The sequence below is a fragment of the Salmonella sp. K21076 genome (assembly GCF_039650795.1).
GTDB classification, from domain to species: Bacteria; Pseudomonadota; Gammaproteobacteria; order Enterobacterales; family Enterobacteriaceae; genus Salmonella; species Salmonella enterica.
Map to the genome: position 1 here is coordinate 427,099 of NZ_JBCLYA010000051.1, position 19,305 is coordinate 446,403.

Consider the following 19,305-nt stretch of genomic DNA (forward strand, 5'->3'; position numbering starts at 1 on the left):
ACTGCCCCCAGCAAACATGCATGTCGCCATTCTGTGACGAAATACACAGCAGTTGATGCGCCTATGGTCTCGCCTGACCAGCGGCGGCTGGTCCGTACGCGCCACGTTTTGCAACGAGTATGTTGACACGTACATTTCCGGAGTCTGGAAATCGGCTACTCCCTAATTGACGGCGCAACATTAACATATTTTTAGAATATAAAACAACAGCGATAAAATATTATTTGCCTTCTAATTGAAAACGATTTTCATTTAGATTTATTCATCAATAAAACGTTAAATTAAATAACAATTGGTCAATAGAAAATATAGCCTTAGCTATATTATGATTCGAAATAAAATTCGAAAAACATAGTTGAGGCTATATCTTAAGCTATTGATTTTCAATAAGAAGTTTATATATTTTTTCCAGATCGTCGATATTGCGTACACGGATAAGCAAGCGTCGTTGTTCTAATTGCATCACCAGTACGCCGTCCTCCGATAAATTCATCTCTTTAATACGGTTATATTCTATCCAGACATTGGCGAAGAAAAAGCCACGTTGTTTAAAGATGATCCGTGGCGTGCGGATCCAGAATATATAAAACCCCATTAACGCCAGCGCGCTTAATAACCATGTGGTCATCTGCGCTCCGTGGCTGGTTACGTTGTTATAAATAAGGATGGCGACCAGCCCAACGAAGATAACGCTGTCTATGCGACCGCGGCGGAGCAGGGCTATAGAAAGCAGAGTGGGGCCATTGCGACGGGGCATGATGAACTGATCGTAGAGAGCGTAAGCCAATAATGCGGCAATAAAGAGAATCAGCACCAGGTCCGTGATAGTCATTTATCCTCCAGAGAAATAAAAAAACGGGGCCGTTTGGCCCCGGTAGTGTACAACAGCCTTACTGGCCCAGCAGTCCTACGGAGTAGCCGGCGATACCAATGACGAAGAAGCCCACGATAATCCACAGCGGGTTAACTTTCTTACGCAGCAGCCACATACAGGCAAAGGTCAACAGTAGCGGAACCAGACCCGGCATCAGCTGGTCGAGAATGGTTTGCACGGTGGTAACGCGTGTCTGACCATCCTGACCGGTGATGGTGGAGACCACCAGCGGGATATTCACATGCGTCCACTTGTTAACCAATGCCCCCATGACAAACAGGCCGAGGATTGACGCCCCCTCAGTCAGTTTTTGCAGGAAGCCGCCGCCCATATCTTTAACGATATCGACGCCTTTGCGGTAGCCATAAGCCACGCCATAATAACGGGTCGCCAGACGCACCAGGTTAAACAGGATGAAAAACAGCAGCGGACCAAGCAGGCTGCCGCTCATTGCAATACCTGCGCCCAGCGCCGCGAATACTGGACGGACGGTACCCCAGAAGATAGGGTCGCCGACGCCTGCCAGCGGTCCCATCAGACCGACTTTGATACCGTTGATAGCACCATCGTCAATCTCTGCGCCGTTCGCACGCTTTTCTTCCATTGCCAGCGTTACGCCCAGTACCGGCGCCGCAACGTAAGGATGAGTGTTAAAGAACTCCAGGTGACGCTTAATCGCCTGTTTACGCGCGTCATTATTCTCCGGATACAGGCGACGAATCGCCGGCACCATAGAGAAGCAGAAGCCCAGCGCTTGCATACGTTCGAAGTTCCATGACCCCTGGAACAGGTTAGAACGAAGAAATACGCCGCGAATATCGCTCGGAGTGAGTTTTTTCTCGGTGGTAGTTTTAGTCATATCAACCATTTCGCTCACCTGTTAGTCCAGTTCGTTATCGAGATCGTTATTGCCAGCAGCCGCTGCAGGCGCGCCCGCTACACGGTTGTATTTCGGGCTCAGCTGGATGTAAAGAATAGCCATCACTGCGCCGATGACACCCAGTGCGACCAGGTTGAAGTTTGTGAAAGCCGCGGTGACGAAACCGAGGTAGAAGAACGGCATCAGGTAGCCTGCGCGCATCATGTTGATAACCATCGCATAACCAACCACGACGATCATGCCGCCGGCGATGTTCAGACCGCCTGTGACGACTTCAGGAATCGCATTCAGCATTCCCTGTACTTCGCTGGTGCCTACGGAGATGGCAACGATAACCGCCGGGATGGCGATACGCATTGCCTGCAGGAACAGAGAAGAAACGTGCAGCCAGGAGAGCGCCGTCAGGTTGCCGTTTTCAGCCGCCTTGTCCGCCGCGTGCTGGAATGCCACGGTGATGGTACGAACGATAATGGTCAGTACCTGGCCTGCCGCCGCCAGCGGAATCGCCAGCGCGATACCGGCGCCAATGCTTTGATGCCCAGCGATGACCAGAACGGTAGAGATGATGGACGCCAGTGCGGCATCAGGCGCAACGGCAGCACCGATGTTCATCCAGCCCAGAGCGATCATTTCCAGAGTACCGCCGATGATAATACCGGTTTTCATGTCCCCCAGAACGGCGCCGATTAAGGTACAGGCGATCAGCGGACGGTGGAACTGAAATTCATCAAGTACCGACTCCATACCCGCGATACATGCGACGATGAACACCAGCACAATCTGAAGAGTGGTAATCTCCATTGTACTTCTCCTATTGCTATCTTAAGTGTGAAAGCTAATTAAATGCCGGCGGTTATTTCGCCACTTTGGCAATTAAATCCATCATTTTCAGTTTCGGATCGGTGGAAACTTTACGCACCTCAAGCTCGATGCCGCGCTCGTTGAGCTTTTTAAAGGCTTCGATATCCTTTTCATCGACGGAAACGGCGTTGTTCACCTGCGTTTTACCTTGACGATAGGCCATACCGCCAATGTTCACGGAGGTGACTTTCACGCCGCCCTCAACGATGCGCTCGACGTCGGTAGGATTGGTAAACAGAAGCATCACGCGTTCGCCGGCGTATTTCGGGTTATTGTAGACGCGAATCATCTTCGCGACGTCAACCACATGCGCCGTAACGCCCGGCGGCGCAACTTGCGTCAGCAGCGTTTTACGTACGGTATCCGCCGCGACTTCATCGCTCACAACAATAATACGGCTGACATTGGTCTCTTTGGTCCAGCGGGTAGCGACCTGACCGTGAATGAGGCGGTCATCAATACGGGCAAGCCCGATAACCATATAATCATTCGGGCCCATCGGTTTTGCCGGCGTGGCCGCTTTTGGCGCGGCGGCGACCGGCGCTGGCGCGGCTTTTTCTACCGGTTTCGCTTTCAGCGCTTTTACGCCTTCACGACCGGTTTCTACCGCCAGTGCGACCAGCTCGTCAAAGCTCGGATCGTCGTCACGAGCCATAAACGTTTCGACCAGCATCGGGATGTTGACGCCGGCAATAACTTCATAGCGCTCTTTATCGACGACAATGCGGCTGGCAGCATTAAACGGACTGCCTCCCCATGTATCAACGAGAAATAGCACGCCTTTACTGGTATCGAGTTTAGCCAACTGAGCGTTGTACTTTTCGATCAGCGTTTCGGCATTTTCGCCTGGAACGAAATCGATCCAGCCGACGTTTTCCTGCTCGCCTAACAGCATTTCGGCTGTTTTAAGTAACTGCTCTGCAGCCCAACCATGTGTGCCTATAACAATAGCAATGGTCACTTGCTACCTCCTTTATTATTGTCAACACATCAACTTGACAGATGTATTTTTTGAATCGCCGTCCGCAAGCGAATCGATTCAGATGAGGGTTACAACGAAAAACGCATGATTTTCGTGAATTATTTTAGATATCGAAAAAAATATTTTGTGTGATGGAGATCTGTAATTTTGTTTTCGATAATGAGAAATTTCGAAGTGTAAAATATCCTGGTTACATCTCTTTGCAAAGGAAGGTAAATCTTTGCCAAAAACCAGTTGTCTCTGTTATGTTTAGCTTCCGTTTAATTAGAATGGGGTATAGGGCAGCAGCCCGTTGTATGGATCGTCACCGACGTCATTTCACTCTTTGGCCGTTTTGCGCCTGTCAATCTGGCATATCTTGCCATAGCCTTACTTTGTTTATTGCGTTACCGCCTGCATCCTTTGAGATGTTGTGGGCGCCGTTTAGTCATTCCTTAAGCAGGAGCTTGTCATGGAATTATTAATGGATCCCTCAATTTGGGTGGGTTTACTCACGCTCGTCGTCCTGGAAATTGTCCTAGGTATCGATAACCTGGTCTTTATCGCGATCCTCGCCGATAAATTGCCGCCAAAGCAGCGTGACAAAGCGCGTCTTATCGGGCTCTCGCTGGCGCTGATTATGCGTCTGGCGCTGCTGTCCATTATTTCGTGGCTGGTGACCTTAACAAAGTCGCTCTTTACTGTCTGGGATTTTACCTTCTCCGGCCGCGATTTAATTATGCTGCTGGGCGGTATATTCCTGCTGTTTAAAGCGACCACCGAGCTGCATGAACGTCTGGAAAACCGCGAGCATGACACCGGACACGGTAAAGGCTATGCGAGCTTCTGGGTGGTAGTCACGCAGATTGTCATCCTGGATGCGGTCTTCTCGCTGGACGCCGTGATTACGGCGGTAGGTATGGTAAACCATCTGCCGGTTATGATGGCGGCGGTGGTGATTGCGATGGCGGTGATGCTACTGGCGTCAAAACCGCTGACCCGTTTTGTCAACCAGCATCCGACGGTGGTGGTGCTCTGTCTGAGTTTCCTGCTGATGATCGGCTTGAGCCTGGTGGCGGAAGGATTTGGTTTCCATATTCCGAAAGGCTACCTGTACGCGGCAATTGGTTTCTCGATCGTTATCGAGGTGTTTAACCAGATTGCGCGCCGCAACTTTATTCGTCATCAGTCCACGTTGCCGCTGCGCGCGCGTACTGCGGACGCTATCCTGCGTCTGATGGGCGGTAAACGTCAGGCGAGTATGCAACATGAGACGGATAGCCCGGCCGCGATATCGGTGTCGGAAGGCGCCTTCGCCGAAGAAGAACGCTACATGATTAACGGCGTACTGACTCTGGCGTCGCGCTCCCTGCGCGGCATTATGACGCCGCGAGGCGAAATTAGTTGGGTGGATGCGAATCTCAGCGTAGCTGAAATCCGTCAGCAGTTACTCTCTTCTCCGCATAGCCTGTTCCCGGTATGTCGGGGCGAGCTGGATGAAATTATCGGTATCGTTCGGGCGAAAGAGTTGCTGGTGGCGCTGGAAGAGGGCGCGGACGTTGCGGCTATCGCCGCCTCTTCCCCGGCGATAGTGGTGCCGGAAACGCTTGATCCTATCAATCTGTTAGGCGTTTTGCGTCGCGCGCGCGGCAGTTTCGTTATCGTCACTAACGAGTTCGGCGTGGTGCAGGGGCTGGTTACGCCGCTGGATGTGCTGGAAGCGATTGCCGGTGAGTTCCCGGATGCCGATGAAACGCCGGAAATCGTTGCCGATGCCGAGGGCTGGATAGTGAAGGGCGGCACCGATCTTCATGCGTTACAGCAGGCGCTGGAAGTTGACCATCTGGTGAACGAAGAGGGTGATATTGCGACGGTCGCGGGGTTAGTGATCGCCGCTAATGGCCATATTCCTCGTGTAGGCGATGTCATTGATGTTCCGCCCCTGCGGATCACCATTGTCGAGGCCAACGACTACCGTGTCGATCTGGTTCGAATTGTTAAAGAACAGCCTGCCCACGACGAAGAGGAATAACGTCACACGCAGGAATCAAGTCTATAGATGCGGCATCGCGGACATAATCTGTCCGTTATGCCGGGCGGGCGGCGGCGCGCTGCCCGCCAGCCACTGTGGAAATTCGCTAATGGGCATCGGCTTCGCATAGAGATAGCCCTGTAACATTTGCACGCCATGCTGGCGCAAATGCTGTGCCTGCGTCTGGTTTTCGACCCCTTCCGCAACCAGTTCAATATTCAGTCTTTGCCCCAGCGCGATAATAATATCGGTCACCGTTGAATTGACCGCATCGGTACCGATGACGGCGGTGAAGAATTTATCGATTTTCAAAATATCCGGACGCAGTTTTTCCAGCCAGGAGAGCGAGCTGTTTCCTGTGCCAAAATCATCGATGGCTAACTTCACGCCTTTACGATGCAGCTCGCGCATCAGGCGGTAATCAACGTCAAGCAACGCGTCGCGTTCCGTGAGCTCCAGCACCAGTTGCTGAACAGGTTCCGCACTAAACCAGTACTGATTAAGATCCTTGAGAAGCACGCCGTGTCGGAAATGGCTTGCCGCCACATTGATGCCGATATGAAACTGATGGTTGATGGGGAAGTAGTGCCGCTGCCGAATGGTTTCCGCAATCACATAGCGGGTCAGCGGCGCTATCAGGTTATGCTCCTCGGTGATAGGAATAAAAACATCCGGTGAGATCCAGCCCTGGCGCGGGTTATTCCAGCGTAACAGGATCTCAACGCCGGTACACTGCTGCGTGCGGGCATTAAGCAACGGCTGACAAAATAGCTCAAACTCCCGTTCGGCAAGGGCCAGATTAATTTCCCAGGAAAAGCTCATTCTGCTGGCGGTTGCCAGCCAGGCGATATAACCGATCAACAGGCTAAGCAATACGGCCAGCGGTAACTGCGTCGGGAGATGTTTGAACGCCAGTACGCCTGCCGACGGCCCGCTGACGCTGATAGTAAAAGGGAAATGCCGCGATGAAAGCTGGTAACGCTCTTCATCTTTTTTTAATTCCGGAAGAGTATCGACCACGCCCCGACCATATAACAGGTGCCGTTTGCCGACCGTCAGGCTGGCGCTGGTAATTTGCGGCTGCTGCGGCTCAAGTAGCATAGTCGCCAGCAAGTCAATATTCACAATTTCCATCACGCCATCCTGTCCATCGGCAGAGGCGGGATACCACTGAATGAGGATCGGGCTTCCCTTGAGTAACGATTGGTCCGTGGAAAGTAGCAGCAGATCGCCAGCTGCGGGAAGATCGGGCTGAAGCTGGCGTATGGGAGTATTACGGGCGCCAAAAATGCTTGAGCAGTAGAGAATTCCCTCTTTTACCAGCCCGATAGAACGAATGGTTTGCAGGCGGGCGGCTTGCTTACGCAACGGCAGATGCGCGGTCGCGCACGGAAGCTCAAGTAAGGGTAGCAGTATGTTTCGTCCGACCAGGAGAGGATGCAGCACATTATCCAGCGCATCAACGGCATGATTCGCGAATGCAACCGTGCGATGGTGATTTAAGTTCCGCTCCGAAATAAATCGGATGTTCAGCGTAAGAATGAGCGTGACCAGTGCACAAATCGTGCAAACAATGAAACGATTACGGCGATAATGATTGATGATCCGTTGTGCTGTTTGCATGCGGGCCGCCCAATAAGCGTTGGCGACAAAAGCCAACCGCGACACAGCAAGTGTAGTGGGGAAACGTGGAGTCGACGAGGAAGAGATAAAAATTTCGCCCATCCGTAGCAGATGGGCGAAGGGAGGGGAAATGGCGTTTAATCACACTGGACTTTAATAGCCAACCCGCCGCGCGACGTTTCGCGGTATTTGGCGTTCATGTCTTTTCCGGTCTCGTACATCGTTTCGATGACTTTATCCAGCGAGACGCGCGGCGCGCTGGTTCGACGCATGGCCATACGCGCAGCGTTGATCGCTTTAACCGAAGCAATGGCGTTACGCTCGATACACGGCACCTGCACCTGACCGGCAACCGGGTCGCAGGTCAGCCCCAGGTTATGCTCCATGCCGATTTCAGCGGCAACGCAAACCTGTTCCGGGCTGGCGCCCAACAGTTCAGCAAGGCCTGCCGCCGCCATCGAACAGGCGACCCCGACTTCGCCCTGACAGCCGACTTCCGCGCCGGAAATAGACGCGTTCATCTTATACAGCGCGCCAATAGCGCCTGCCGCCAGGAAGTAGCGGGTGTAAATATCCGGGCTGACAGACTCAATAAAATGGTCGTAGTAAGCCAGTACCGCAGGAACGATGCCGCACGCGCCGTTGGTTGGCGCCGTCACGACGCGACCGCCTGCGGCGTTCTCTTCGTTCACCGCCAGAGCAAACATGTTCACCCAGTCAATGACGTTCATCGGATCGCTGGAAAGCTTATCGCTGGAAACCAGCATACGACGCAGCGCAGAGGCGCGACGCGGTACGCGCAGCGGCCCCGGCAGAACGCCTTCGGTATTCATACCGCGATCAATACAAGCCTGCATGGTTTGCCAGACGTGACCGAAATACTCTTCAATCTCTTTCTTGCTATGCAGCGCCAGTTCGTTTTGCATCACCATGCCGGAGAGTGAAAGGCCGGTGCTGTTGCAATACTCCAGCATTTCTTTCGCCGATTTAAACGGATAAGGTACAGTAACCTCATTCGTCGCTTCCTGGCCGAAATGCGCTTCATCAACGATAAAGCCGCCGCCGATGGAATAGTACGTCTTGCTATAAATGACCGTGTCGTCATGCCAGGCGTGGATCTGCATCCCGTTTTCATGCAGCGGCAAATTGCCGTTGTGAAAACGCATTCCGTCATCTTTCGGGAAGTCGACTTCGTGACGTCCCTGGGCCAGTAACAGACGCTCGCGCGTTTCGACGTCGCGAATAAAACCGGGGATACTATCAATATCCACGGTAGCGGGTTCATTACCCGCCAGACCCATAATAATGGCGATATCGGTATGGTGACCTTTCCCCGTCAGCGACAGCGAGCCGTAGACATCGACAGCGACGCGGGTAACGTTATCCAGTAATCCTTTTTCGACTAGGTCATCGACGAACTGTTTACCGGCCTTCATCGGGCCAACAGTGTGGGAAGAGGAGGGACCAATCCCTACCTTAAACATGTCGAATAGGCTAATCACGATAATACTCCTGACAGGGCAACCGGGGCTTCCGGTTACGATGTTATAACTGCGCATAGTGTAAGAGGGAACGCTGGCATCAGCTTAACTATTCACATGAATTAAACTAATGAATAACCGCGTTTTTACTAATATTGCGACAGTAATCTCAAGTCGTGTCTTGCGCGCGTAAAGTTAAGTATATACACGTTGCCCTTCAGGCTGCCTCTTTGGGGGAGGCGATTGTTACCGCCTTGAGGCAACGTGAATGGCGTTGTGTACAGTCAGGGCTTTACGCCGATTTGCAGCGCCAGCTCACGAAGAATGTTTGCGGTCATGCCCCAGACGAAATAATGCTCATACCAGGAGAGCCATACGCGGTGCGAATTGCCGCGACGGTAAACATCAAGCGGATGATATCGACCCAGTTGCAACGCTTGCGCCAGCGGCATTTCAAACACCGCAGACACTTCGTCTTCACTGGCGCGCCAGGGGAGATTTGGCGGAATAATGCCGACCACCGGGGTGACCTGAAAACCGGTCACGCTGTCTACCGGCGGTAAAACGCCAATCACTTCCACGGCTTGCGGCGGGATGGCGACTTCCTCCTGCGCTTCGCGAAGCGCTGCGGCGATAAGCGAAGCATCGGTACTGTCCACGGCCCCGCCGGGAAAGGCGACCTGTCCGGCGTGTTTGCGCAAATGAATAGCCCGCTGGGTCAACAGCAGCCCCGGCTGGGGGCGGCGAACCACAGGGATCAGTACGGCGGCCTGACGTTGATTTAACGTTTCATGAGTCATCTGCGGGCGCAAAAGCTGAAAGCGCGATAAGAAATGATCGAGCGTCAGACGGCTGGTATCCACGTATTAGTTCTCCAGTGGGTGCAGGATACGATTAACTTTATCAAAAGTTTCCTGATATTCCGCTTCTTCGTTGCTATCGGCCACGATACCGCCGCCGGCTGAGCAATAGAGTTGGCCCTGCGTTGCCGTGACGGTGCGGATAGTAATACTGGTATCCATCTTGCCGCAGAAACTCAGATAACCGATGCTACCGCACCAGGCGTTGCGTCGCTGCGGCTCCAGTTCGTCGATAATTTCCATTGCCCGCACTTTAGGCGCGCCGGTAATGGAGCCGCCGGGGAAAGCCGCGCGCAGCAGATCGGTGGCATGAAGCGAGTCTGGTAAACGGGCAGTAATGGTGCTAACCAGATGGTGAACGGCAGGAAATGGTTCGACGACGAACAGTTCCGGCACTTTCACCGAACCTGGTACGGCGACCCGGCCAATGTCGTTACGCATCAAATCGACAATCATCAAATTTTCAGCGCGATCTTTCATTGAATTAGCCAGTTTCTGCGCCTGCTGACGATCCGCCTGCGGATCGTTAAGCCGTGGAAGCGTACCTTTGATCGGGCGCGTCTGAATATGACCGTTCTCCAGTTGGATAAAACGCTCGGGAGAAAGGCTCAATATGGCGCCGTCATGTAAACGAAGAAAGGCGCTGAACGGGGCGCGATTTGCGCGGTTAAGGCGTTCGAAAGCCTGCCATTCATCACCCTCGTAGCTCGCCTGAAAACGCTGGGAAAGATTGACCTGATAGCAGTCCCCGCTGTGCAGCCAGGCCTGCACCTGACGAAACTTCTCGCCATACTCGCAACGCGTCATATTGGATTGCCAGGCCGAGGTAAGCCTGAAGGGCGTTCGGGTCGGCGCGCGCTGGCCGGTGAGCCAGCGATATCGGGCGTCTGCATCGTGATAGCTTATCAGCGACACTACCTGTTTATGGTGATCGACAATCAGCGCCCAGTCGTAAAGGCCAATCGCCATATCGGGTAAAGCGATATCGCGCGCGGCAGTATCGGGCAGAATTTCGAAACGCCGCCCTAAATCATAACCAAACAGACCCAGCGCGCCGCCCTGAAAGGGTAAGTCAGGGTCAGGCTGAGGATGAAAAGGCAGCGCCTCCAGTTGAGTCTGCAAAACGTGTAACGGATCGTCGAGAGTGACGGTAGTCGTGCGCGCAGTACATACCGTGGTTTCCTGGGCGCGCGTGGTCAGTGTGGTGACAGGATCGGCGACCAGAATATCAAAACGGTTATAGGGATGAATAGCATCACCTGAATGCAGCAGCATCGCCCAGGGCAAATGGTTTACGGGCGCAAAATAGTGTTCAGCGGCGTCCGGACGCCAGGGTAAGGTGATAACAGTGGGAGATAACGTCTTCATCATTCCTGACTCGTTACAACACTACTGGCTTACCGCCGGGTAGCGTGAAATAATTAGCGCTAACAATTTAGCAGGAGTTAATCATGTTTGCAGGTTTACCTTCACTCAGTCATGAACAACAGCAAAAAGCCGTAGAACGTATCCAGGAATTGATGTCGCAAGGTATGAGTAGCGGAGAAGCGATTGCCCAGGTGGCAGGCGAACTTCGCGCCAACCATACCGGCGAACGGATAGTGGCGCGTTTTGAGGATGAAGACGAATAACCGGCTTATACCGCCGCGACAATCTTAATCTCAACTTTATATTTCGGGTTCATCAACCCGGCCTGTACGGTACAGCGTACCGGCGCATGGCCTGCGACGACCCACGCATCCCACGCCTTATTCATGGCGGCAAAATCCGCTTTATCGCTCAGGAAAATAGTGGCATCCAGAATACGTGACTTACTGGAGCCCTGTTTTTCCAGCACCGCATCAATTTGCGCCAGAGTATTCGCCGTTTGCTCAAAAGCATCGGCGTCCAGGTTTTCCGGCACGCCGATATACCACAGCGTATTATTGTAGATCACCACGTCTGACCAACGATCTTCGGCATCAATACGCACGATAGACATCACTTATTCCTCATTTGCTTTCCATTTGAATGGCTCAAGACTGCCACAATGTGGCGCCGCCGTCACCTCTGTAACTGGCGTAAGCCTTTCTACCCTGACATAATCCCCTGTGCAAATTAACAGGGGGCAGTGTGACGGACGATTTTGCAGCAGATGGCCAACTGGCCAAAGCGATAACCGGCTTTAAACCGCGCGAACCACAGCGACAAATGGCGGTTGCCGTGACACAAGCGATTGAAAATGCGCAGCCTTTGGTTGTTGAAGCCGGCACCGGAACCGGGAAGACCTATGCTTACCTCGCTCCGGCGTTGCGCGCCGGGAAAAAAGTCATTATTTCGACCGGGTCGAAAGCGTTGCAGGATCAACTCTACAGCCGCGATCTGCCGACGGTAGCAAAAGCGTTGGCGTTTACCGGTAAGACGGCCCTGTTGAAAGGACGTTCAAACTACCTCTGCCTGGAGCGTCTGGAACAACAAGCGCTGGCGGGCGGCGATTTACCGGTACAAACGTTAAGCGACGTGATATTGCTGCGCTCCTGGTCAAATCAGACGCGGGATGGCGATATCAGCACCTGCGTCAGCGTGGCGGAGGATTCCCAGGCTTGGCCGCTGGTCACCAGTACCAACGACAACTGCCTTGGCAGCGATTGTCCGCTTTACAAAGAGTGCTTTGTGGTGAAAGCGCGTAAAAAGGCGATGGACGCGGATGTGGTGATTGTAAACCACCACCTTTTTCTTGCGGATATGGTGGTTAAAGAGAGCGGGTTTGGCGAACTTATCCCTCAGGCTGAAGTAATGATCTTCGATGAAGCCCACCAACTGCCTGACATCGCCAGCCAGTATTTCGGACAATCGCTCTCTAGCCGTCAGTTGCTGGATTTAGCAAAAGACATCACCATCGCCTACCGGACGGAACTGAAAGACACTCAACAGTTGCAAAAATGCGCCGATCGCCTTGCCCAGAGCGCCCAGGATTTTCGTCTGCAACTGGGGGAGCCCGGCTACCGGGGAAATTTGCGTGAACTGTTAGCCGACTCTCGTATCCAACGGGCATTTTTACTGCTGGATGATACGCTGGAGCTTTGTTACGACGTGGCGAAACTGTCGCTGGGCCGTTCGGCGCTGCTGGATGCGGCTTTTGAACGCGCCACGCTATACCGTTCACGGCTGAAACGCTTAAAAGAGATCAATCAGCCGGGATACAGCTACTGGTATGAGTGCACCTCGCGCCATTTCACTCTGGCGCTGACGCCGCTCACCGTGGCGGACAAATTCAAAGAGGTGATGGAACAGAAGCCCGGTAGCTGGATTTTTACCTCGGCCACGTTGTCGGTAAATGATGATCTCCACCACTTTACCGCCCGTCTGGGAATTGAACAGGCAGAATCCATGCTGTTGCCCAGCCCATTCGACTATACGCGCCAGGCGTTACTCTGCGTACCGCGTAACCTACCGCAAACCAACCAGCCCGGCGCGGCGCGACAGTTGGCGGCTATGCTCAGGCCGATTATCGAAGCCAATAACGGGCGATGTTTTATGCTGTGCACCTCACACGCCATGATGCGCGATCTGGCGGAGCAGTTTCGCGCCACCATGACGCTGCCGGTATTGTTGCAAGGGGAAACCAGTAAAGGCCAACTGTTACAGCAATTTGTTAGCGCCGGCAACGCGCTGCTCGTCGCCACCAGCAGCTTCTGGGAAGGGGTGGACGTGCGCGGCGATACGTTATCTTTGGTGATTATCGACAAATTGCCGTTTACTTCCCCGGACGACCCGCTGTTAAAAGCGCGAATGGAAGACTGTCGTTTGCGCGGTGGCGATCCGTTTGATGAGGTTCAACTGCCCGATGCGGTGATTACGCTGAAGCAGGGAGTGGGGCGGCTAATTCGCGATGCGGACGATCGCGGGGTGTTAGTGATTTGTGATAACCGGCTGGTGATGCGGCCCTATGGCGCCACGTTTCTCGCCAGCCTGCCTCCTGCGCCGCGCACGCGTGATATCGCCCGTGCCGTTCGCTTTCTTGCGATTCCATCCGCCGAGTAATTTGTTACGGAGTATGGTAAGATGCGCGCTATTTTATTGATCTAAGCACGAAACCTCATGCGAATTCTGGCTATCGATACCGCCACAGAGGCCTGTTCTGTCGCCCTGTGGAACAACGGTACTATCAATGCTCACTTTGAGCTTTGTCCACGAGAACACACTCAACGTATCCTGCCCATGGTGCAGGAGATTCTGGCCGCCAGCGGCGCCTCGCTCAATGAGATAGATGCGCTGGCGTTTGGGCGCGGTCCGGGCAGCTTTACCGGCGTGCGTATCGGCATTGGGATTGCGCAAGGGCTGGCGTTAGGGGCAAATCTGCCGATGATCGGTGTTTCGACGCTTGCCACGATGGCGCAGGGCGCATGGCGTAAAACTGGCGCGACCCGCGTACTCGCCGCGATTGACGCGCGGATGGGCGAAGTGTACTGGGCGGAATACCAGCGTGATGCGCAGGGCGTCTGGCAGGGCGAAGAGACGGAAGCGGTGCTGAAACCGGAACGGGTCGGCGAGCGGTTGAAACAGCTTTCCGGCGAGTGGGCGACCGTAGGAACGGGTTGGTCCGCATGGCCCGATCTGGCGAAGGAGTGCGGCCTGACGCTTCATGATGGGGAGGTGTCGCTCCCGGCAGCGGAAGATATGTTGCCCATCGCCAGTCAAAAGCTGGCGGCAGGAGAGACCGTTGCCGTGGAACATGCCGAGCCGGTTTATTTGCGTAACGAAGTGGCGTGGAAGAAACTTCCCGGCAAAGAATGACTCTCACTACTATTACCCCCATACTTTATGCTGTGGGGTGGAATAGAGGTCGAGAAAAAGGAGTCGCATCATGGCGGTTCAAAAACGGTTAATAAAAGGGGCGCTGGCGTGCGCTTTTGCGCTTATGCTGAGCGGTTGCGTGACTATCCCGGATGCCATTAAAGGTTCGAGTCCGACGCCGCAGCAGGATTTGGTGCGGGTGATGAATGCGCCGCAGCTCTATATCGGGCAAGAGGCGCGTTTTGGCGGCAAAGTTGTGGCGGTACAAAATCAGCAGGGAAAAACCCGGCTTGAAATCGCGACCGTACCGCTCGACAGCGGCGCGCGTCCTGTTCTGGGCGAAGCCTCGCGCGGCAGAATTTTTGCCGATGTGAACGGTTTTCTGGACCCGGTGGACTTCCGTGGCCAGTTAGTTACCGTTGTCGGCCCGATAACCGGCACGGTTGACGGTAAAATCGGCAATACGCCGTATAAATTTATGCTGATGCAGGCTACCGGCTATAAACGCTGGCATCTTGTTCAGCAGGTCGTCATGCCTCCACAGCCGATCGATCCGTGGTTTTACGGCGGACGCGCCTGGCCTTATGGATATGGCGGTTGGGGATGGTATAACCCTGGACCCGCAGAGGTTCAGACGATAGTAACAGAGTAACCCTTTGTTTTATCAATAAAAGAAACAGCGGCTGGTCCGCTGTTTCTGCATTCATAGAGACATAATAAAAATAAATAGTGACGCGCTTCGCAACCTTTCAGTTGCGTAATTAATAAACTGGTACGCTGAGTTAATATAATGTTAACAACTTGTTTATTGACTGGGGTTGTGATGACGACGAACACTCATTTTAGAGGTGATGCATTGAAGAAGGTTTGGCTTAACCGTTATCCTGCTGATGTTCCGGCGGAGATCAACCCTGACCGTTATCAATCCCTGGTTGAACTGTTTGAACATGCGGCGACGCGCTATGCCGATCAGCCTGCGTTCGTCAATATGGGGGAGGTAATGACCTTCCGTAAATTAGAAGAACGTAGTCGGGCATTTGCGGCTTATTTACAACAAGGGCTGGGACTCAAAAAAGGCGACCGTGTGGCGCTGATGATGCCAAACCTGTTGCAGTATCCTGTCGCGCTATTTGGTATTTTACGCGCCGGCATGATTGTGGTGAACGTTAACCCGCTTTACACGCCGCGCGAACTTGAGCATCAGCTTAACGATAGCGGCGCGGCGGCAATCATTATTGTTTCTAACTTTGCCCATACGCTGGAAAAAGTGGTCGAGAAAACGTCGGTACAGCACGTTATTCTGACGCGGATGGGCGACCAGCTTTCTACCGCCAAAGGTACGGTTGTTAACTTTGTCGTGAAATACATCAAGCGTCTGGTGCCAAAATACCACTTGCCAGATGCGATCTCGTTTCGCAGCGCGCTACAGCATGGCTACCGTATGCAGTATGTCAAACCCGAGGTTGTCGCTGAAGATCTGGCTTTCCTGCAATATACTGGCGGTACGACGGGCGTGGCGAAAGGCGCGATGTTGACCCACCGCAATATGCTGGCGAATCTGGAGCAGGTGAAAGCGACCTATGGGCCGCTGCTGCACCCGGGGAAAGAGCTGGTAGTGACCGCGCTGCCGCTGTATCACATTTTTGCCTTAACCATGAACTGTCTGCTTTTTATCGAGCTGGGTGGGCAAAACCTGCTGATTACCAATCCGCGTGATATCCCCGGTCTGGTCAAGGAGCTGGCGAAATATCCATTTACGGCGATGACTGGCGTTAATACGCTATTCAACGCCCTGCTCAATAATAAAGAGTTTCAACAGCTGGATTTTTCTTCGCTGCATCTGTCAGCCGGCGGCGGGATGCCGGTGCAAAACGTCGTTGCGGAACGTTGGGTAAAGCTGACCGGGCAATACCTGCTGGAAGGCTACGGGCTGACCGAGTGCGCCCCGCTGGTGAGCGTCAACCCGCATGATATTGATTATCACAGCGGCAGTATCGGCCTGCCAGTACCGTCAACAGAAGCCAAACTGGTGGATGACGATGACAACGAAGTCGCGCCGGGTGAGGCCGGAGAGCTTTGCGTGAAAGGCCCGCAGGTTATGCTGGGATACTGGCAGCGTCCTGACGCGACGGATGAAATCATTAAAGATGGCTGGCTGCATACGGGCGATATTGCGGTTATGGATGAAGACGGCTTTCTGCGGATTGTCGATCGTAAGAAAGATATGATTCTGGTTTCTGGTTTCAACGTTTATCCAAACGAAATTGAAGATGTGGTGATGCAGCATTCTGGCGTGCAGGAAGTCGCGGCGGTTGGCGTGCCTTCCGGTAGTAGCGGCGAAGCGGTGAAGCTTTTTGTGGTTAAGAAAGATCCGGCATTGACTGACGATGCGTTGATCACCTTCTGCCGTCGCCATCTGACCGGATATAAGGTGCCCAAACAGGTCGAGTTTCGCGAGGAATTACCAAAATCTAACGTTGGGAAAATTTTACGACGAGAACTGCGTGACGAAGCCCGTGGCAAAGTAGACAATAAAGCCTGAGCGTTAAGTCAGCTAACGAGAGACGCCGGTTAAGCCGGCGTTTTTTTTGGCGCGAACCAAAGAGAACACGATTTGAATTACCAAATGATTGAAACGGACGATGCGCTGGCGAGCCTGTGTGAGGCTGTCCGCGCATGTCCGGCTATTGCTTTAGATACGGAATTTGTCCGTACCCGCACCTATTACCCGCAGTTAGGATTGATCCAGTTATTTGACGGGGCAAATGTCGCCCTGATCGATCCGCTCGGCATCAGCGACTGGTCGCCGTTAAAAGCGGTGTTGCGCGATACGGGAATCACCAAATTTCTGCACGCGGGTAGCGAAGATCTGGAAGTATTTCTGAATGCGTTTGGCGAACTGCCGGAACCTCTGATTGATACGCAAATTCTGGCGGCGTTTTGCGGGCGTCCGCTGTCGTGGGGTTTTGCGTCGATGGTAGAAGAGTATACGGGCGTGGCGCTGGACAAAAGCGAGTCTCGTACCGACTGGTTAGCCCGGCCTTTAAGCGAACGTCAGTGTGAATACGCGGCGGCGGATGTCTGGTATCTGTTACCGATCGCCAAAAAGCTGATGATTGAAACTGAAGCCGCAGGATGGCTGCCTGCCGCGCTTGATGAATGCCGATTGATGCAGCAGCGTCGTCAGGAGATTCAGGCGCCGGAAGAAGCATGGCGGGATATCACCAATGCCTGGCAACTGCGTACTCGCCAGTTAGCCTGTCTGCAACTTTTAGCTGACTGGCGGCTACGTAAGGCGCGTGAGCGCGATATGGCGGTGAACTTTGTTGTGCGTGAAGAAAACCTGTGGGCGGTCGCGCGTTATATGCCGGGCAGTCTCGGTGAGCTGGATAGCCTGGGGCTTTCCGGCAGCGAGATTCGTTTTCACGGCAAGACGTTGATATCGCTGGTGGCGAAAGCACAGGCGCTACCGGAAGAGGCATTGCCGGAACCCCTGTTGAATCTGATGGACATGCCGGGCTATCGCAAAGCGTTTAAGGCCATCAAAGCGCTAGTGGCGGAGGTGAGCGCGTCGCATCACGTCAGCGGCGAGCTACTGGCATCGCGTCGGCAGATTAATCAGTTGCTTAACTGGCACTGGAAATTAAAACCGCAAAATGGGCAACCGGAATTGATTTCCGGCTGGCGCGCCGAACTGATGGCGGAGAAGTTAACTCTTCTGTTGCAGGAGTATTCGCTTTAACGACGGTAATTGCCGGGAAAACGGCCAGTGAAATAAATGTCCGTATTCGGAATAATGTAAAAAAATAAAAAAGGCAGATTCTTCTGCCTTTTTTAATCCAGGAATTTTCCCATAAAAGAGCTTATTTTGACTCTTCGGCTTCCGGCAGCGTTACGTTAAGTTCAAGGATGGAGATATCACCATCTTTTTGCTCAAGCTGGACGGTAACCATTTCCGGATCGATTTGTACGTATTTACAAATGACCTCAAGAATATCTTTACGTAACTGCGGTAAATAATGCGGTTCGGCATCGCTACGGCGACGTTCCGCGACAATGATTTGCAACCGCTCTTTTGCAATATTAGCGGTACTCTTTTTCCGCGAGAGAAAAAAATCCAGTAATGCCATAATTTATCCTCCGAACAGGCGTTTGAGGAAACCTTTCTTCTCTTCTTCAATGAAGCGGAAAGGACGTTCTTCTCCCAACAGACGATCTACGGTATCTGCATAGGCTTTACCCGCATCCGCAGTGGCGTCAAGAATCACCGGTTCGCCCTGGTTCGATGCGCGCAGTACGGATTGATCTTCCGGGATCACACCGACGAGTTTAATACGCAGAATCTCCAGTACATCTTCCATGCTGAGCATGTCGCCTTTATTGACGCGGCCTGGATTGTAGCGCGTCAACAGGAGATATTCTTTAATCGGTTCTTCGCCATTTTCTGCGCGACGAGATTTCGATGCCAGAATACCCAGAATACGGTCCGAGTCACGGACAGAAGAGACTTCCGGGTTGGTCGTGATGATCGCTTCATCGGCAAAATAGAGCGCCATCAGCGCCCCGGTTTCGATACCCGCCGGCGAGTCGCAAACAATGAACTCAAAGTCCATTGCTTTCAGTGAGTCCAGTACCTTAGCGACGCCTTCGCGCGTTAGCGCGTCTTTATCCCGGGTCTGCGACGCCGGAAGAATGAAGAGATTTTCAGTACGCTTATCTTTGATCAGCGCCTGATTCAGTGTCGCATCGCCCTGAATGACGTTTACAAAATCGTAAACGACACGACGTTCGCACCCCATAATCAGATCGAGGTTACGCAGTCCGATATCAAAATCAATGACGACAGTTTTCTTTCCCTTCTGGGCCAAACCTGTAGCGATGGCCGCGCTGGAGGTGGTCTTGCCAACGCCCCCTTTACCCGAAGTAACAACAATAATGCGTGCCATAAAAATTCCTT

General features: G+C 53.1%; 18 protein-coding genes. 7 read left to right on the top strand and 11 right to left on the bottom strand.

What is annotated here, in order from left to right; all coding sequences use genetic code 11:
• Positions 1-373: 373 nt before the first annotated feature.
• Genes AAYN39_RS22935 through manX form a run of 4 tightly spaced genes read right to left on the bottom strand, consistent with a single transcriptional unit; the run spans position 374 to position 3,576 of the window.
• Positions 374-832, bottom strand: coding sequence for a DUF986 family protein (locus AAYN39_RS22935; protein ID WP_000156273.1), 459 nt, complete (start codon positions 830-832; stop codon positions 374-376).
• A gap of 58 nt (positions 833-890) precedes the next feature.
• Complete coding sequence (locus AAYN39_RS22940) at positions 891-1,742, bottom strand: PTS mannose transporter subunit IID (RefSeq protein ID WP_001518647.1); 852 nt, start codon at positions 1,740-1,742, stop codon at positions 891-893.
• 12 nt (positions 1,743-1,754) lie between these two features.
• Positions 1,755-2,555 (bottom strand): PTS mannose transporter subunit IIC, encoded by an 801-nt coding sequence (manY, locus tag AAYN39_RS22945; RefSeq protein ID WP_000406918.1) that lies wholly within the window; start codon positions 2,553-2,555, stop codon positions 1,755-1,757.
• A gap of 52 nt (positions 2,556-2,607) precedes the next feature.
• On the bottom strand, positions 2,608-3,576 hold the full coding sequence (gene manX / locus AAYN39_RS22950) for a PTS mannose transporter subunit IIAB (protein ID WP_000150523.1): 969 nt from the start codon (positions 3,574-3,576) through the stop codon (positions 2,608-2,610).
• 472 nt (positions 3,577-4,048) lie between these two features.
• Here manX and yoaE point away from each other — a divergent pair, with 472 nt between their 5' ends.
• Positions 4,049-5,608: a CNNM family cation transport protein YoaE gene (gene yoaE, locus AAYN39_RS22955; protein ID WP_000421821.1), complete on the top strand. Its 1,560-nt coding sequence runs from the start codon at positions 4,049-4,051 to the stop codon at positions 5,606-5,608.
• Positions 5,609-5,629: 21 nt separating this feature from the next.
• On the opposite strand, the gene AAYN39_RS22960 is transcribed toward yoaE, so the two are convergent.
• The 4 genes from AAYN39_RS22960 to pabB all read right to left on the bottom strand — a co-directional run bounded on the left by AAYN39_RS22960 (position 5,630) and on the right by pabB (position 10,943).
• Positions 5,630-7,231 (bottom strand): cyclic diguanylate phosphodiesterase, encoded by a 1,602-nt coding sequence (locus AAYN39_RS22960; protein ID WP_001192512.1) that lies wholly within the window; start codon positions 7,229-7,231, stop codon positions 5,630-5,632.
• 137 nt (positions 7,232-7,368) lie between these two features.
• Entirely contained in the window at positions 7,369-8,733 is a 1,365-nt protein-coding gene (sdaA, locus tag AAYN39_RS22965) for an L-serine ammonia-lyase (RefSeq protein ID WP_000624274.1), read from the bottom strand.
• 263 nt (positions 8,734-8,996) lie between these two features.
• The gene (locus AAYN39_RS22970) at positions 8,997-9,575 is read right to left on the bottom strand and encodes a CoA pyrophosphatase (protein ID WP_000381544.1); all 579 of its coding nucleotides are present in this window, start codon (positions 9,573-9,575) and stop codon (positions 8,997-8,999) included.
• 3 nt (positions 9,576-9,578) lie between these two features.
• The gene (pabB, locus tag AAYN39_RS22975) at positions 9,579-10,943 is read right to left on the bottom strand and encodes an aminodeoxychorismate synthase component 1 (RefSeq protein ID WP_000978456.1); all 1,365 of its coding nucleotides are present in this window, start codon (positions 10,941-10,943) and stop codon (positions 9,579-9,581) included.
• 80 nt (positions 10,944-11,023) lie between these two features.
• Between pabB and AAYN39_RS22980 the strand changes: the two genes are divergently transcribed.
• A complete protein-coding gene (locus AAYN39_RS22980; RefSeq protein WP_000457328.1) occupies positions 11,024-11,203 on the top strand; it encodes a YoaH family protein in 180 nt (59 codons plus the stop codon).
• A 5-nt stretch (positions 11,204-11,208) separates the two neighbouring features.
• Here the strand turns inward: AAYN39_RS22980 and AAYN39_RS22985 are convergent, their stop codons facing one another.
• Positions 11,209-11,553, bottom strand: a complete 345-nt coding sequence (locus AAYN39_RS22985; RefSeq protein ID WP_000029549.1) for a RidA family protein — start codon at positions 11,551-11,553, stop codon at positions 11,209-11,211.
• A 131-nt stretch (positions 11,554-11,684) separates the two neighbouring features.
• Here AAYN39_RS22985 and AAYN39_RS22990 point away from each other — a divergent pair, with 131 nt between their 5' ends.
• From AAYN39_RS22990 to rnd, 5 genes are all read left to right on the top strand, one after another.
• A complete protein-coding gene (locus tag AAYN39_RS22990; protein WP_000128807.1) occupies positions 11,685-13,595 on the top strand; it encodes an ATP-dependent DNA helicase in 1,911 nt (636 codons plus the stop codon).
• 57 nt (positions 13,596-13,652) lie between these two features.
• Positions 13,653-14,348 (top strand): tRNA (adenosine(37)-N6)-threonylcarbamoyltransferase complex dimerization subunit type 1 TsaB, encoded by a 696-nt coding sequence (tsaB, locus tag AAYN39_RS22995; RefSeq protein ID WP_001221014.1) that lies wholly within the window; start codon positions 13,653-13,655, stop codon positions 14,346-14,348.
• A 70-nt stretch (positions 14,349-14,418) separates the two neighbouring features.
• Positions 14,419-15,000, top strand: coding sequence for a Slp family lipoprotein (locus tag AAYN39_RS23000; protein WP_000290594.1), 582 nt, complete (start codon positions 14,419-14,421; stop codon positions 14,998-15,000).
• A 204-nt stretch (positions 15,001-15,204) separates the two neighbouring features.
• The gene (fadD, locus tag AAYN39_RS23005; RefSeq protein WP_000758418.1) at positions 15,205-16,890 is read left to right on the top strand and encodes a long-chain-fatty-acid--CoA ligase FadD; all 1,686 of its coding nucleotides are present in this window, start codon (positions 15,205-15,207) and stop codon (positions 16,888-16,890) included.
• A 72-nt stretch (positions 16,891-16,962) separates the two neighbouring features.
• Positions 16,963-18,090: a ribonuclease D gene (gene rnd, locus AAYN39_RS23010; protein ID WP_001109129.1), complete on the top strand. Its 1,128-nt coding sequence runs from the start codon at positions 16,963-16,965 to the stop codon at positions 18,088-18,090.
• Positions 18,091-18,211: 121 nt separating this feature from the next.
• Here the strand turns inward: rnd and minE are convergent, their stop codons facing one another.
• Positions 18,212-18,478, bottom strand: a complete 267-nt coding sequence (gene minE, locus AAYN39_RS23015; RefSeq protein ID WP_001185666.1) for a cell division topological specificity factor MinE — start codon at positions 18,476-18,478, stop codon at positions 18,212-18,214.
• A 3-nt stretch (positions 18,479-18,481) separates the two neighbouring features.
• A complete protein-coding gene (gene minD, locus AAYN39_RS23020; RefSeq protein ID WP_000101048.1) occupies positions 18,482-19,294 on the bottom strand; it encodes a septum site-determining protein MinD in 813 nt (270 codons plus the stop codon).
• Between the last annotated feature and the right edge of the window lie 11 nt (positions 19,295-19,305).

Coding starts and splice junctions, on each gene's coding strand:
- tsaB (WP_001221014.1), top strand. CDS start 13,653: ATGCGAATTCTGGCTATCGATACCGCCACAGAGGCCTGTTCTGTCGCC.
- AAYN39_RS22935 (WP_000156273.1), bottom strand. CDS start 832: ATGACTATCACGGACCTGGTGCTGATTCTCTTTATTGCCGCATTATTG.
- minE (WP_001185666.1), bottom strand. CDS start 18,478: ATGGCATTACTGGATTTTTTTCTCTCGCGGAAAAAGAGTACCGCTAAT.
- AAYN39_RS22960 (WP_001192512.1), bottom strand. CDS start 7,231: ATGCAAACAGCACAACGGATCATCAATCATTATCGCCGTAATCGTTTC.
- pabB (WP_000978456.1), bottom strand. CDS start 10,943: ATGATGAAGACGTTATCTCCCACTGTTATCACCTTACCCTGGCGTCCG.
- AAYN39_RS22980 (WP_000457328.1), top strand. CDS start 11,024: ATGTTTGCAGGTTTACCTTCACTCAGTCATGAACAACAGCAAAAAGCC.
- manY (WP_000406918.1), bottom strand. CDS start 2,555: ATGGAGATTACCACTCTTCAGATTGTGCTGGTGTTCATCGTCGCATGT.
- AAYN39_RS22985 (WP_000029549.1), bottom strand. CDS start 11,553: ATGTCTATCGTGCGTATTGATGCCGAAGATCGTTGGTCAGACGTGGTG.
- minD (WP_000101048.1), bottom strand. CDS start 19,294: ATGGCACGCATTATTGTTGTTACTTCGGGTAAAGGGGGCGTTGGCAAG.
- AAYN39_RS23000 (WP_000290594.1), top strand. CDS start 14,419: ATGGCGGTTCAAAAACGGTTAATAAAAGGGGCGCTGGCGTGCGCTTTT.
- AAYN39_RS22940 (WP_001518647.1), bottom strand. CDS start 1,742: ATGGTTGATATGACTAAAACTACCACCGAGAAAAAACTCACTCCGAGC.
- yoaE (WP_000421821.1), top strand. CDS start 4,049: ATGGAATTATTAATGGATCCCTCAATTTGGGTGGGTTTACTCACGCTC.